This is a genomic window from Kiritimatiellales bacterium, from assembly GCA_041656295.1.
Lineage (GTDB): Bacteria > Verrucomicrobiota > Kiritimatiellia > Kiritimatiellales > Tichowtungiaceae > Tichowtungia.
In genome coordinates this window covers 197,832-210,831 of the sequence record JBBADV010000001.1, presented here as the reverse complement: position 1 = coordinate 210,831, position 13,000 = coordinate 197,832, and the positions used below count along the sequence as shown (strand labels likewise).

The 13,000-nt window shown below is 48.1% G+C and carries 17 protein-coding genes; 6 read left to right on the top strand and 11 right to left on the bottom strand.

From position 1 onward, the window contains the following. Positions 1 to 233: 233 nt before the first annotated feature. From WC959_00910 to WC959_00900, 3 genes are all read right to left on the bottom strand, one after another. Positions 234 to 749, bottom strand: a complete 516-nt coding sequence (locus WC959_00910) for an epoxyqueuosine reductase QueH (protein ID MFA5687704.1) — start codon at positions 747 to 749, stop codon at positions 234 to 236. A gap of 230 nt (positions 750 to 979) precedes the next feature. Next, positions 980 to 1,522 (bottom strand): DJ-1 family glyoxalase III, encoded by a 543-nt coding sequence (locus tag WC959_00905; GenBank protein ID MFA5687703.1) that lies wholly within the window; start codon positions 1,520 to 1,522, stop codon positions 980 to 982. Between the two features lie 180 nt (positions 1,523 to 1,702). Next, positions 1,703 to 2,428, bottom strand: coding sequence for a nuclease-related domain-containing protein (locus WC959_00900; protein MFA5687702.1), 726 nt, complete (start codon positions 2,426 to 2,428; stop codon positions 1,703 to 1,705). 154 nt (positions 2,429 to 2,582) lie between these two features. On the opposite strand from WC959_00900, the gene rlmD reads away from it, so the two are divergent. Continuing rightward, positions 2,583 to 4,010 carry a 23S rRNA (uracil(1939)-C(5))-methyltransferase RlmD gene (gene rlmD / locus WC959_00895; GenBank protein ID MFA5687701.1) on the top strand — a complete coding sequence of 476 codons (1,428 nt, stop codon included), beginning with the start codon at positions 2,583 to 2,585 and terminating at the stop codon, positions 4,008 to 4,010. Positions 4,011 to 4,039: 29 nt separating this feature from the next. On the opposite strand, the gene WC959_00890 is transcribed toward rlmD, so the two are convergent. Continuing rightward, positions 4,040 to 4,537, bottom strand: coding sequence for a GGDEF domain-containing protein (locus WC959_00890; GenBank protein ID MFA5687700.1), 498 nt, complete (start codon positions 4,535 to 4,537; stop codon positions 4,040 to 4,042). Next, positions 4,534 to 5,097 carry an ElyC/SanA/YdcF family protein gene (locus WC959_00885; protein ID MFA5687699.1) on the bottom strand — a complete coding sequence of 188 codons (564 nt, stop codon included), beginning with the start codon at positions 5,095 to 5,097 and terminating at the stop codon, positions 4,534 to 4,536. Before WC959_00885 ends, WC959_00890 begins: the two co-directional genes overlap by 4 nt. Before the next feature lie 306 nt (positions 5,098 to 5,403). Here WC959_00885 and WC959_00880 point away from each other — a divergent pair, with 306 nt between their 5' ends. Next, positions 5,404 to 6,006: a hypothetical protein gene (locus WC959_00880; protein ID MFA5687698.1), complete on the top strand. Its 603-nt coding sequence runs from the start codon at positions 5,404 to 5,406 to the stop codon at positions 6,004 to 6,006. 109 nt (positions 6,007 to 6,115) lie between these two features. Here WC959_00880 and WC959_00875 read toward each other — a convergent pair whose 3' ends face one another. After that, positions 6,116 to 6,553, bottom strand: a complete 438-nt coding sequence (locus WC959_00875) for a hypothetical protein (protein MFA5687697.1) — start codon at positions 6,551 to 6,553, stop codon at positions 6,116 to 6,118. A gap of 87 nt (positions 6,554 to 6,640) precedes the next feature. Here WC959_00875 and purN point away from each other — a divergent pair, with 87 nt between their 5' ends. From purN to WC959_00855, 4 genes are all read left to right on the top strand, one after another. Continuing rightward, positions 6,641 to 7,234 carry a phosphoribosylglycinamide formyltransferase gene (gene purN, locus WC959_00870; protein MFA5687696.1) on the top strand — a complete coding sequence of 198 codons (594 nt, stop codon included), beginning with the start codon at positions 6,641 to 6,643 and terminating at the stop codon, positions 7,232 to 7,234. Positions 7,235 to 7,439: 205 nt separating this feature from the next. Beyond that, the gene (locus tag WC959_00865; GenBank protein ID MFA5687695.1) at positions 7,440 to 7,685 is read left to right on the top strand and encodes a hypothetical protein; all 246 of its coding nucleotides are present in this window, start codon (positions 7,440 to 7,442) and stop codon (positions 7,683 to 7,685) included. Between the two features lie 478 nt (positions 7,686 to 8,163). Beyond that, positions 8,164 to 8,703, top strand: coding sequence for a hypothetical protein (locus WC959_00860; GenBank protein MFA5687694.1), 540 nt, complete (start codon positions 8,164 to 8,166; stop codon positions 8,701 to 8,703). Between the two features lie 62 nt (positions 8,704 to 8,765). After that, complete coding sequence (locus tag WC959_00855; GenBank protein MFA5687693.1) at positions 8,766 to 9,998, top strand: glycosyltransferase; 1,233 nt, start codon at positions 8,766 to 8,768, stop codon at positions 9,996 to 9,998. Here the strand turns inward: WC959_00855 and WC959_00850 are convergent. The 5 genes from WC959_00850 to WC959_00830 form a co-directional block, all read right to left on the bottom strand. Beyond that, positions 9,995 to 10,996 (bottom strand): NAD-dependent epimerase/dehydratase family protein, encoded by a 1,002-nt coding sequence (locus tag WC959_00850; GenBank protein ID MFA5687692.1) that lies wholly within the window; start codon positions 10,994 to 10,996, stop codon positions 9,995 to 9,997. The two genes, WC959_00855 and WC959_00850, sit on opposite strands and share 4 nt — an antisense overlap. A 116-nt stretch (positions 10,997 to 11,112) precedes the next feature. Then, a complete protein-coding gene (locus WC959_00845) occupies positions 11,113 to 11,607 on the bottom strand; it encodes a hypothetical protein (protein ID MFA5687691.1) in 495 nt (164 codons plus the stop codon). A 50-nt stretch (positions 11,608 to 11,657) separates the two neighbouring features. Further along, the gene (locus WC959_00840) at positions 11,658 to 11,855 is read right to left on the bottom strand and encodes a hypothetical protein (GenBank protein MFA5687690.1); all 198 of its coding nucleotides are present in this window, start codon (positions 11,853 to 11,855) and stop codon (positions 11,658 to 11,660) included. A gap of 2 nt (positions 11,856 to 11,857) precedes the next feature. Then, entirely contained in the window at positions 11,858 to 12,064 is a 207-nt protein-coding gene (locus WC959_00835; GenBank protein MFA5687689.1) for a hypothetical protein, read from the bottom strand. Continuing rightward, complete coding sequence (locus tag WC959_00830; GenBank protein ID MFA5687688.1) at positions 12,051 to 12,998, bottom strand: BRO family protein; 948 nt, start codon at positions 12,996 to 12,998, stop codon at positions 12,051 to 12,053. Before WC959_00830 ends, WC959_00835 begins: the two co-directional genes overlap by 14 nt. Between the last annotated feature and the right edge of the window lie 2 nt (positions 12,999 to 13,000).

Sequence of the window (13,000 nt, the reverse complement as noted above, 5' to 3'; positions counted from 1 at the left end):
AAAGCATGGAATTTGATGATTTAACACTGTGTGCGGTGGAAAAATCCGCCCGCAGATGCATTTAATCATACGATTATTTTTTCACTCAATTACTCGCGCTGTTGTTATTTCTGATTTCTTTATACTAAATCTAGTGATTTGTATCCGGTCCATCAATCCAGAAAATGCTTCCCGCTTCCAGCACGATTCCGAATTTACCGCGGTAATATCGCGAGATACCAACGGTGAAGCATTTATTGAGAAAATTCACAACCGCAGTAGGACTGCCGGTAAAGATCGTATGTTTCACACAATTCGATGCTGCGCAGAAACCCGCCCTGCTTCTTAAAATCGATAGGAACAAACCGCGGGAACCGTGCTCCGGTTTCAAAAATCATGCGCGAAACTTTATGCGGACTGAGTGTCAGCGTAGTAGCAAACGCTGGAATTTTTAACCGCTCCGCCATTTGATTCGTGCGCGTTAAACTGAATTCAAAACATTTCCGGCAGCGTTCGCCTTTTTCGGGTTCGTTTTCAAGCCCGTGAACGTGTTTCAGCCATTCGGAGTGATCGTACTGATCTTCTTCGATGATCAGATCCATCGCCTGTGCCAGTTTACGGGCATGTGCGAGACGCTTCTGGTATTCCGTTTCAGGAAAAATATTAAAATTACTGAAATAAAGAACAACCTGCCTGCCGTCCAGCATCAGCCGTTCCGCCGCCGGCGCCGCACACGGAGCACAACAGGTATGTAATAAAATTGAACTCATTCTTTTTGCATCTATTCACTTAATACGGATGAATTTTTTAACAGAAGGGCTCAAAGGAACGCAAAGAAGTATTCAAATTCTATGCTCTATAATTTTCATCTGCACCTGATTTTTTTGCGCGCTTTGCAATCTTCTGCCAGGAAATCCTATCTTCGTTCGCCTCCGTTACCTCTTTGTAAAAATCCGTTTACATCCGTGGTTAATTCATCAATGTTAAGAAAAATGTATTTTTAATATAATAAACCGGCACGAACGGCGTCGGCGGCTTCGGCGCTGTCGATTTTTTCAATCAGTGCGAGCGCAAAATCAAAGGCCGTACCGGGGCCCTGGCTGGTGATAATATTCTGATCTATAACAACAAGATCATCCGACCGGTCAGTGCGCCCCATCTCTTTTTCAATGCCGGGATAGCAGGTGAACACACGGTCTTCCAGTACGCCGGCGGTGTGCAGTGCCAGCGGCGCGGCACAAATAGCGGCAATCCATTTTTCTGCGACATCAAATACTCGCAGCGTTTCCTGTACACCGTCATGTTTGCACAGAGCATCCGTTCCTTCGAGTCCGCCGGGCAGCACAATCAGATCGAAATCCATCAATACCAGTTCATCCCACTGCGCGTCGGGAATCAGCACAACACCGCGCGACGCCGTAACCGGATCGTCGCCGCTGATTCCGGCGAGTACCACATCCCATTTTGCACGCCGCAGAATATCAGTAACAATCACGGCTTCCATCTCTTCGCAACCGTCGGCAATAGGAATTAATGTGCGCATCGTCGTCTCCTTTTCAGTTTTTGTTTATGCCAAATAATTTCAACCGCGGATTAAACGGATATAAATGGATAATGTTTGTAAACTGGAGGGACAGCAGCCTCGCTGTCCGTGGTCGCCGGGCCGGTGATCCGCCAATTTTTTCTATCCGTTTCCATCTGCGTTACCCGCGGTTTATCAATTTTATTTCTCCGCAATTCTCGCGAGTTCCCCGGAAATCATACCGAGCGTGCCGGCAGGCAGAGGTTCTTCGAGCGGGTTTTCAAAAAGTGATAATAGATTATTTTCATTGCAGATACGCACACCGCCGATGTTATCGAATCCGCCGTGAAGCTGATTGCCTACAAAGCAGATGACAGCGCGTACCGGCGCAGCACAGTTCGCGGAGACGAGATATTCTTCAAGCGCGGCGGCAGCTTCTTTCACCTGTTTGATCGGCGGACGGCTCGGCATGCGGCCGTTACAGAGAACCTGTCCGTTTTGGAAGGTGATTTCGCCGCTCCAGTTTTTGGTTTCGATAACGAACACGCCGGATGGCGAAACGACGATATGATCGAACGATGTGCCATCGTCAAACTGCAGATCGTTGAACACGGTGCAGTTTGCGGGCAGAACAGCGAGCGTGCGCGCAACGGTTTCTTCACCTTCAGCGCCTTTAATAAAACTGCGCAGCCGGTGTGCGCTCCAGAATGAAAACAGCGCGAGCGCCGCCGCAAGCAGGATGAACAGGATACCGGCCTGTGACGTGGAGAGATACGGGTACGGCAGTGCGGCATGCAGAAGCCAGCCGGCGACAAAACAGAACGGCGCGAGCGGCCAGAAAACGCGCAGCGGGCCGAGCGTACGCGGACTCTGTCCCGGTATGCCGTAGGTTTTCGCAAAGCGTTCAAGCGGTTTTTCTGTATTCATAATGGTGGATTGTAACTGAGCTTTGCGGCGCTGTAAATTGAAGAAACGTGAAGTTGAACCACAGAATATACGAAAAATGCGGAATTAATTTTTAAACGGTCTTGATGATCTTCTGCTGGATGCGCTGCGGATTGTTTGCGAGGATTTGACGGGTATGGCGAAAAAAGGCGAGATCGTTGAAGTAGAGATTTTCGACACGGCGGATAAAAACCGGTGTGTTGGAACACTGCCGGATGGAATCCGTATTTTTGTGGAAGGGCCGGCGGCGGTCGGCGATGTTGTTCGGGCGCAAATTATTAAAATTAAAAAGCGTTATCTGGTGGCGCGGTTAACCGGCGTTGTATTGCCGTCACCGCGCCGGACGACATCGCGCTGTGAATATTCCGGCGTTTGCGGAGGCTGCAAATGGCAGCATCTCGACTATGCCGAACAGGTGCGCATTAAGCGCAAGCAGGTGGTTGACGCGCTTGAACATCTCGGCGGTTTTGAAAATCCGGCTGTAACCGATTGTATCCCGGCGCCGGAAATTTACGGCTACCGCAATAAAATTGATATGGATTTCACCGATCAGCGCTATCTGCTGCCGGACGAAATAAAACTTCCGGCGGAACAGTTGCGCAAGCCGGCAGATTTTGCGCTCGGCTTTCATGCACCGGGATGTTTTTCGAAAGTGATTGATATTGATCACTGCGATCTTGCGTCCGAAGAGATGAATCTTGCGGTAGAAACGGTGCGCCGGTTTTGCCGCAAACACACACTGCCGGTATATTCCACCTTCACGCACGAAGGATTTCTGCGCAACCTGGTTATCCGGCGCGGCGTACGCACCGGCGAACTGATGGTAAATTTGATCACGTCAACACACGAACCGGCACTGATGAAAGAGCTCGCCGCCGGGTTGCGCAGTACGCTCGACGATAAATTAACAACCTTTGTAAATGCCATCACTGCACGCAAAAATCTGGTGGCTTTTGGTGAACAGGAATTTGTGATGTACGGCGCCGGAACCATCACAGACCGGCTCGGTGAATATACCTATCGCATTTCGCCGAATTCATTTTTTCAAACCAACACGGTGCAGGCGGAAAAACTGTATCATGAAATTCTTACCGCCGCCGAATTCACCGGTACAGAAACCGTGTATGATCTGTTTTGCGGCACCGGTTCTATTGCGCTGTTTGCATCCAGACATTGCGCGCGCGTACTGGGAATTGAACTCGTTGAAAGCGCCGTGACCGACGCCCAAAAAAATGCGGCTGAACACGGCGCGACAAACTGTGAATTCCGGCAGATGGACTTGATGCATTTCGGCAGCATTCGCACTGAACTTGAAAACTTCGGCCTGCCGGATGTTGTCATTACCGATCCTCCGCGCGCCGGAATGCATGCCAAAGCTGTAGCCATGCTGCGCGAACTCGCGCCGCCGGTGATTATTTATGTGAGCTGCAATCCGGCGTCACTCGCACGCGACGGGGCACTGCTATGCGAAAACGGACTCTACAAACTCGTTCGCACCGTGCCGGTAGATTTATTCCCGCAAACCAACCACGTTGAATCCGTCGCGCGGTTTGAAATCGCATAAACAAAATTGCGGATCGGCGAAAACCCGCCCTATCCTTTTATAAGTCCGGCAGCGGCGGCGGCCAAAAGATTTTCAGAAGGAAGCTCGGCAATGCCGGCGGCGGCGGAAAGTGATTCGTTGTTTAACGCCGCCAAAAACCGGTCGACAAATTTGCCGGCGGCGGCTTTGCCGGTTTCGGGCAGAATTGCGGCGAATTCATCGCCGCCGATCCGGCAGACAATATCCGCTTTGCGTGCAGTCTGTTTTAAAATTCCGGCAAAAGTTTTGAGAACGGCGTCACCGGCGGTGTGTCCTTGTGTGTCGTTGATCTGTTTTAGTTTATTAATATCGAACAAAACGAGACTGAGCGGACGGTCGTACCGGCGGGCGATTTCAATATTCTGCGCAAGTGCTGCATCAAAAAACCGGCGGTTATAAAGTCCGGTGAGCGGATCGCGCACCGCCAGCTCAGCGAGTTCGGCCGCCAGCGCGCAAACATCTGCCGGCGCACCGATTTCAATTAAACGCTGCTGGAGCCGTCCGTTCATTTTGTCAGCAGAAAAATTTGTGTGTAGATCCATGAAACCGTTTCGGTCAGCACACCTTTCACACCGAAGCTGTGCCTGTACCAGTGTTGCATATCAAATTCAGGCGGTTCGATGCTGATGACTCCCACTGGATATTCTTTCCCAAAGACATTACGGTAAAGCTGATATGACCGGCGAGCATGCTGCCCGGAGGTGATGAGGTTTACCGGCTCACCAAACCGTCTGATTTCTTCCAGTTTTTCGCGCGCCGCTATGGCGGTTGTATAGCTTCGGTCCTGCACGGTTTCCGGCGCAGAAACACAGAGGACCCGTTCGGGTGAAATCCCGGACTCAATTAACCGGGCGGCGGCCACTTCGGCATAGGTTTTTAAATCCAGAATTTTCTGTCCGTAGTCGAGCGGCGTTCCGGTGACGATGATCGTTTGGTCAGCAGAAATTTTTCCGGTGGCAAGTTCAAGTGCGGCGTCGTTGATCCAGCCTTCGATAACGACAATCGGCACATTCGGCAGAGGCCGGTTCTGCGCCAGAAACGGATAAAGTGTTTTTACAAAGAGAGTCATGACTCCGGCACCGGCAAGGATAATTAAAACACACCCTTTCCAGGTTGGTATCCACACGTTTTTTTTACGAAAAAACTGCATGCGGACAAATTAACGGTTTGTGGGAAACGAGTCAAAAGTCAAAGGTCTAAAAGTCGCAGGCGATCCGCACGGTTCCAGAAAACTCGTTTCACTCTTCGCTTGCCCCGTGTGCGGCGCTCCGGTAGTTTCCCCCGCTTCACATTACAAGCGCGGTGCCAGTCCATTCTGTTGTCCGATTGAAACGGCGCCGCAGTAACCCTGAACCAGAAGAAAGGAAGAAGAACCATGGGGCTCTTCGGAACAGCAAAACCGGTACTGGTTGTTGATGTCGACACCATACTGAAATCAAAAGGCGTCCGCGGGCGCGCCGCGCCGCGCCAGCAACTCCAGATCCTGCGTATGCTTTCACGTCTTGTACAGCGTGAAAAAATAAAGGTCATTGCGGCGATGACCGGCAAACCACTGGATAAAGCACCGCATAACCGCATCTTCGACGGCGTTCGCGTCCGCTACGCCGGCGACGAAGCTAAAATGACCAAAGAACTGCTGCGCGCACTGAGACAGGCGGGCAGCACCGGCGTACTCGTCACCGAGAATATCGAACTGGAAAATAAAATCATCCGTGCCGGCGGTAAAACACTCCGCGTTTCCACTTTCCGGAAGCTGATCGATGACACCGAGCAGCAGTCCGGCAATGGAAAAAATAACGGCGGAAACAACGAAAACAACCGGAACTACCGCAATCAGCGCCGGAATAAAAAAAATCGCAATAGCAGTGCAAGCGGCGCTCAACCGCAGCAGCAATGGTCCAAAACAGACGAGGAAGACAACGGCGGAAATAATAACGGCAGCGATCCCATCAGCCAGATGATTGATCTTGTCGACTGAGCATCCCGTCAGTTGAAAAACAGAACCGGCGTTTCATAGGAACGCCGGTTTTTTTACAGGTTTATTTTCAATGCAATCGATCAGTCCAGCCGAAAATATGTGTGCTGCTTTACACTCCGGTACTTCCAAATCCGCCGGTGCCGCGAGTCGTTGCGGAAAGTTCGCCGGTGAGTTCATAATAAATCGGTGAACTGTCTGTCGCGACGAGCTGAAAAAGCCGTTGCCCTTTTTCAACGATGTACGGTTCCGTTTTAATGTGATCAACCATGGCCATGATTTCACCGCGATACCCGCCGTCGATTAAACCAATAGAATTGGACATGCGCAGCGGCGTTTTAGAAATGCTGGAACGCGGGAAAAGATAATAGGCGCGCCCGTCTTCCGGCTCGCAGGAAATTCCGAATTTTATTGCTTTGGTTTCGCCGGGCTGAAAGATCATTTCCTCCAGTACATAAAGATCCAGTCCGGCGTCACCATCATGAAAGTGTCCGTGGTTCTGATAAAATTCGCGGGCGGTTTCATTGTGCGGTTTAATAAATAACTTCATCGTCTCTCTTTCTTCCGGTTTACAGTTGGCGCAAATTAAAATCCGGTTTACTCTTCAAAATCCAGTTAATTCCGAAAGGATTTTTTAATGTTAAATCTGGCAGTATTCGGCTCCGGTTCCGGCTCGAACTATCAGGCTATTGCAGAAGCGATTGAAACCGGAAAGCTTAATGCAAATATTGCATGCGTTATTTCTGATGTTGAAGACGCATTTATTCTGGAACGTGCAAAAAAATTCGGCCACCCTGCCTGCTATCTCAATTGTGCACCATTTAAAAACAAACTGGATGGCGACGCCGAAGCGCGTGCAATTCAGCTGGTTCACAGTCACGGCGGAAATTTTATTGCCCTCGCCGGTTTTATGCGGATTGTAAAGGGGGGACTGCTGAATGCCTTTCCGCACCGGATTATCAATATTCATCCGTCACTGCTGCCGGCATTTCCGGGACTCGACGCCGGCCGGCAGGCGCTCGATGCCGGCGTAAAAGAAACCGGCTGCACCGTACATTTTGTCGACGCCGGAATCGATACCGGCCAAATCATTGTACAGCGCAAAGTTCCCGTCCTGCCGGATGATACGGTTGCAACACTGATGAACCGTATTCACGAACAGGAACATATCGCCTACCCCGAAGCATTGCAGCAAATTTCGGTAAGCTGTACATTAAAATGCCGGAGTTAGAGCTGATTTTTCATGCCGCGCACTGAATATAGATTTCTGCTGCTGTTTTACAGGCGAGGATTTCCCGCGGATAGCAGTTGCCTCAAGTCTCAATGTCTTTGATCCGCCGGTGAGTATATGTCGAAAGATAGCGACCGGTGGAAATAAGCCGGCAGATTGCCCGGTTGCCGGTTTCATTGCTCCCGCGCTCCTATAAGCTGCAGGCATGTGCATAATAAATCTGCGTCCGTTGCCCGCCGAAGACGGACTGCTTCAGTTCTTCGGTTTCCAAAAACTCGCCGCCGTTATCTGCCGTGATGCTCTGAAAAACCAGATGAAAAGCAGCTCGACCCATCTCTTTCTTAATTTATTTGAGTGTCCGGAACACCTCTGCCGGCGGTTTTCTGTTCAGTCGGCGGATCACAGGTTGCGGCTCAGCCGCACTGCGATTGGAACACTCTGCGCCGGCTAATCGATTTTAAATACATGCCGGAAAACTTCTTCTCCTGGCATGATTTTCTTTTAATTCAAATTGTTTGATTGACGTAAACTCAATATAAATAGAAACATTATTGAGTGAATTTTTCTGATCTTTTTGCGAAAATACCCGAAGTGCCTCCAAAAAATGCATTGCGTTATTTTTTAGCGTTCAACCCGCTTGTTCCGGATTTTATCGCCGATTTTTCTCCGGTAAAAGGATATGAATTATTCCGGAAGCTAAAAAAAGGCGATATTGTTGTCGATGCAGGCGCTTATCCCGGAGAGTACGCGGTTTATGCTTCCAGAAAAATCGGGCCGACAGGACGAATTATCTGTTTTGAGCCGACACCGGAAAATCGGAAAATCCTAGAAAAAATCTTTCACTTAGGAGATTATATGATTATGCATTCCGAAAAACCGATGTTGAAAGATACGTTGTATTGAATTTTTTTTAAATTACAATTAAACACATGAAATCGAAAGCGGATGTAATCAAAAAGGAATTATCCGGACTGCGTGTGCTGGATCTCGGCGGCAGCGGATTTGGCGCCGATAATGCATACGAACGGCAGCTCAAAGATGCGTGGAGTCTTACGGCGTCCCGGACGACGGTTGATTACTCTACTGCAGCTGATATTCGGGCCGATTTGAATGACGGATTACCGGATCTTTCGGGAAAAAACTGGGATATAACGACAGCTTTTGATGTGCTTGAACATCTTGAAAATCCAGTGAAGCTTTTGCGCGAAATACCGACGGAACGGCTGATTGTGAGCCTTCCGAATGTTCTTTCACCTTTCTGCCGGCATTGGGAAAAAACCGACCGGCTTCATCTTTATACGTTTACAGACTATACCGCAGAAAAATTGATTGCGACCGGCGGATGGAAAGTCGACCGGCTTTATTATACGTTCGGAAAATGGTCATTTTTTACTCAATGCATTAATATAATAGGTTCAGTATTTCCACCGTATGTCGGTAGCGGGCTGATGATCCATTGCTCTCGATAATTTTAAAGATATTATTTATTGAAATTATAAGTATAAAAACAAAACGTATTTTCAGGTTCAATGTGTCTGATATTAAAAAACCTAAACTAGCGCTCTGGTTTCGCTACGGATCTGCTGTACATGCAGATATTACATTTGCTCTGCCGGAAATTATCCGTTTATTTTCGGAGCATTTCAATGTCTATTACATCAGCATGACATGTACTGAGAGTCCGAAACCGCCGGAAAGTATCAGGCGTTATGCAAAAGTAATTCAATTACCGTTCAAAATCAGCAGAAAATCAGAACGTTCAAAATGGATTATGTCGCTCTGCTGGATTATGCTGCTCCCGTGGCTTGCCATTGGATGCCGGATCGTCGGGATCAGGCGTTTATATGTCGATGAAACCATTCCACTGTTGCTGCCGATTTGCCGTTTATTTTTCGGCAATTATGTTTCCGTATCTGTCGTAGATTTTTTTATTGAGCAATATTCATCGAAACGTTTTTTTCCGCGCAGGATTGGACGGTTAATAGAAAATCTGGATATCCGTGCCTGGCAGAAAACTCCGATCCTGATTACGAGAGCCAAAAGCGCTGCAAATTATCTTTCAACTCTTGGAATATCTCCGCAACAGCTTTTTTACGCATATGATGCAGTCGATTTCTCGCTTTACCGCAAACTTGATTATAATGAATGCCGGCAAAAACGCGGCTGGAACGCTGAATATATCATCATGGTATTTCATGGCATTTTAAATCCGGCCAAAGGCCTTGATGTTGTACTTGACGCACTGCCTCGCGTAATCGCTGAGTTTGAAAATTTCCGTTTCTGCATTATAGGAAGCGGTTCCGAATTACGGAACCTGCAGGAAAGAACGGTGAAGCTCGGTTTGGAACGGTATGTCGAATTCACCGGGCATGAATCATCAGAAAGCATTGTCGGCGCACTAAGCGGCGGCGACATCGGCCTGATTTCCCGCAGAAATGATGCAGGGTCATCACTCGTTGTTACTACTGTGCTGGGACATTGTTTCGCGTGTGAAATTGCGGCTCTTGCCGCTCGAAATGCAGGGATTACCGAACTCGTTGTTGAAAATGAAACCGGATTACTCTTTGAGCCGGGCAGCAGCAAAGAAATCTCCGGGCAGATTCTGCGTCTTTGCCGTGATAAAGCATTGCGTAAACGCCTTGCTGACGCGGGGAAAAAAACCGCCGAAAGAAATCTTTCTGCTCGCGAAACTGCTATCCGGAACACCGCACCAATGATCGAACGATGGGCAAAATCACCTGAACGAACAGTTGTTAGAGATTAAGAGTTAATCATCTCCAGCCAGACCGGCGGCATATTTTTTCGAATCTCAATATTACTAAACTTTGTCGGTTCAGGAATCGTTACATTCCCAGCCCACTGCACCATTCTCCGAATACCGTCTTCCAGTGCGATATCCTGCTTCTTACCGAAAATACACGCTGCCTTGCTATGATCAGAATATGCATCCTGTACTTCATTGCGGGCATCAAGATATTGAATCTCCGGCATCACTCCGTAAACTTTTCCAATAATAGCCGCGAGTTCATTGATAGTATATTGAGACGAAGCTCCGACATTAAAAACCTTATTATATGCTGCCGGAATATTCACAGCATTCGCAATATCCGGAGCAACATCATCAATATACGAAAATGCCCGGGTTTGCGTCCCGTCCCCGAAAACAGTCAACGGCTTTCCTTCCCGAATTTGACGCATAAAAATTCCAAGCACATTGCGATACAAATCCGCCATATTCTGCCGTTCTCCGTAAACATTATGCGGCCGAAAAATGATATAATTAAGACCGAACATCTCATGTGCCGCACAAAGATCCTGCTCCACTGCATATTTCGAAATTCCATACGGATCTTCCGGCATTGGAACCATCTCTTCGGTCATTGGCAGCTGCCCCGCGCCGTAGACTGCAATCGATGAAGTGAATACAAAACATTTTACATTATGATTCACCGCTTCATTAATTAAATTAACAGACCCAATGAGGTTATTGTGATAATTAAACCGGCGGATGAAGTGGCTGAGTCCTTCTGCAGCATAAGCAGCGAGATGATATATATATTTTATATCATGATTTTTAAATAGTGATGCAAGCAACTGTGTATCCAAGACGGAACCTTTTACAAACAGCACCCCTGCTGGAATATTTTCCATAAATCCGCCGCTCAAATCATCCAGCACAATTACATCCTGCCCCTGTCGGGCAAGATGTTCTGCCACATGAGATCCGATAAACCCTGCACCGCCCGTTACCAAAACCGCCATAAAAGCCCTCAGCTGTATTTTATCAATTAACTATAAATCGTTTCTTCAATTCGTTTAAAATTATCAAATCTAAAAATAAAAACAACGCACTGTTTCATTCCAAATATATCATCTCATTACTGTTTCGCTTTTGATGCATGATTTTCACTGAGATCGCGATTCGGCCGGAAACATTCAAACCACTCAGCGAGCCCGTAGCTGATGTGCATGACCGGAATCGTGAATATTATGAGCAGATCGCAAATCCGTCGCGTATGAAGAACTGTTTCCAGTCCAATGAATATCACAGCAATTCCGTAAAGCAGAATATCCAATGCGAACAGCAGCGCCGCAATTTTTAAAATCGGCGCCAGCGCGCCAAGAACAATTAATGATAAAACCCACACCGCCGGAACCAGCGTTGCCCATTCCATTCCGGTGCCGGCGCGAATCAGACGGATGCGCGTTGCGCCGTAACCCCACATCTGCAGGCAGAACCGTTTTACGGATTGGCGCGGATAGTGATAAACCCACGCCGCCGGAATAAAGAGCAGTGTATAACCCAGTTGCTGCGTCCGCCACGAAGCAATCATCTCTTCGCCTGGATAAAATTCCGGCGGGAATCCGCCCATTTCCTCAAATATTTTTTCCGGTACGCGGCATCGCAGCCGATAATCCGGCTTCAGACAATTTCGAGCACGGCGGAATCGCCGGTTTTATAACAGTCGGCAACATAACCGGCGGCACGCGATGTTAAGGTAAGCCCGGCGAGCCGCGCGGAAAGATTAACATTTTCCGGCACCAGCGCCGGACCACTGACGAGTCCGACGGAATAATCATTAAATGCAGCAAAAATATGTTCTGCCCAATCCGGCGCAATCGTTACATCGTCATCAAGAAATGCAATAATGTCCGCCGAACCTTCTTCGGCGCCGCGATTTTTTTCCGGCTCGAATCACCGGTTTTATACGAAACAGAAATACGGCGAACATTGAAATTCCCAGCGACAATTTCATTTACACTCTGTAAAACGCCGGAATCATAAATTTCACCAACCACGATAACTTCAAGCCGGTCAGAATGTTTCATCGTTAACACTGATTTCAGCGTTTGAACCAGAATCGGACGTCCCATCGTCGGAATTACAATTGAAATTTCCGGTGTCATATTTATTTTTCTCCGCACGTTTCAAAGGAATCTGCCCGGAGTTTTTAGCGCTCTGCGGACTGACAACTTTTTTGCCCGTACTTTTTTCAATCTGTTCACGAGCGACTTTTGCTGCTTTTGCGCCCTCTTCTGCAACTTCCGCACTTTCTGCAAATCCGCCCGGCTGACGTTCAGCCGAGATATCGGTCGCCGCAACTTCTGCAAGCATATTAAGCACCAGTTCGGTATTCGTCATGTTGTCACGGAGGTTTTCTTTTTTCAGCCCTTTGTATTTTTTGTATTCGCGCGTCGACATTCCGCTCCAGGTGCGGCTCATCAGATCGGTAAGGAGAGCATACTCTTCACCTTGTTTTACGCCGCTTTTATCCCATTCATCCGTCAGCGCTTTGCGGACTTCAATTGATTTAATCCGCTGATTGATCCAGTTTTCACTGTAACCGAGCCGGCGGTAATTTTGTATTGCGCGATCAATTGACAGTTCGGGGTCGAGCGTTTCGTCGATGCGTTCCGAGCCGACTGCTGCAAGCCACAACTTAAACGGTTCGGCTTTTTTACTTGGTACGGATTGAACAAGGCGTAAAACCTGTTCAGTGTTCATTGCATCGGTTTTATAATACTTGCCATCGGCGGCCTGCATTTTCAGTTGGGTAGTATCACTAACCAACTGACTTCCTTCGCCAATCAGCTTTTTCTTAAGCCATTTCCAGTAGTTCCGGCATTTTTCATAATCCGGCTGGTCCGTCAAAATACCGATAATATCCAAAACTGAAAACCACCATTTTTCGCTTTCGTCATCCCAAACGGCACGAACATGGGTCTTTTCAAACAGTTTAATTGCGTGTTTTTTCTCATTCATTA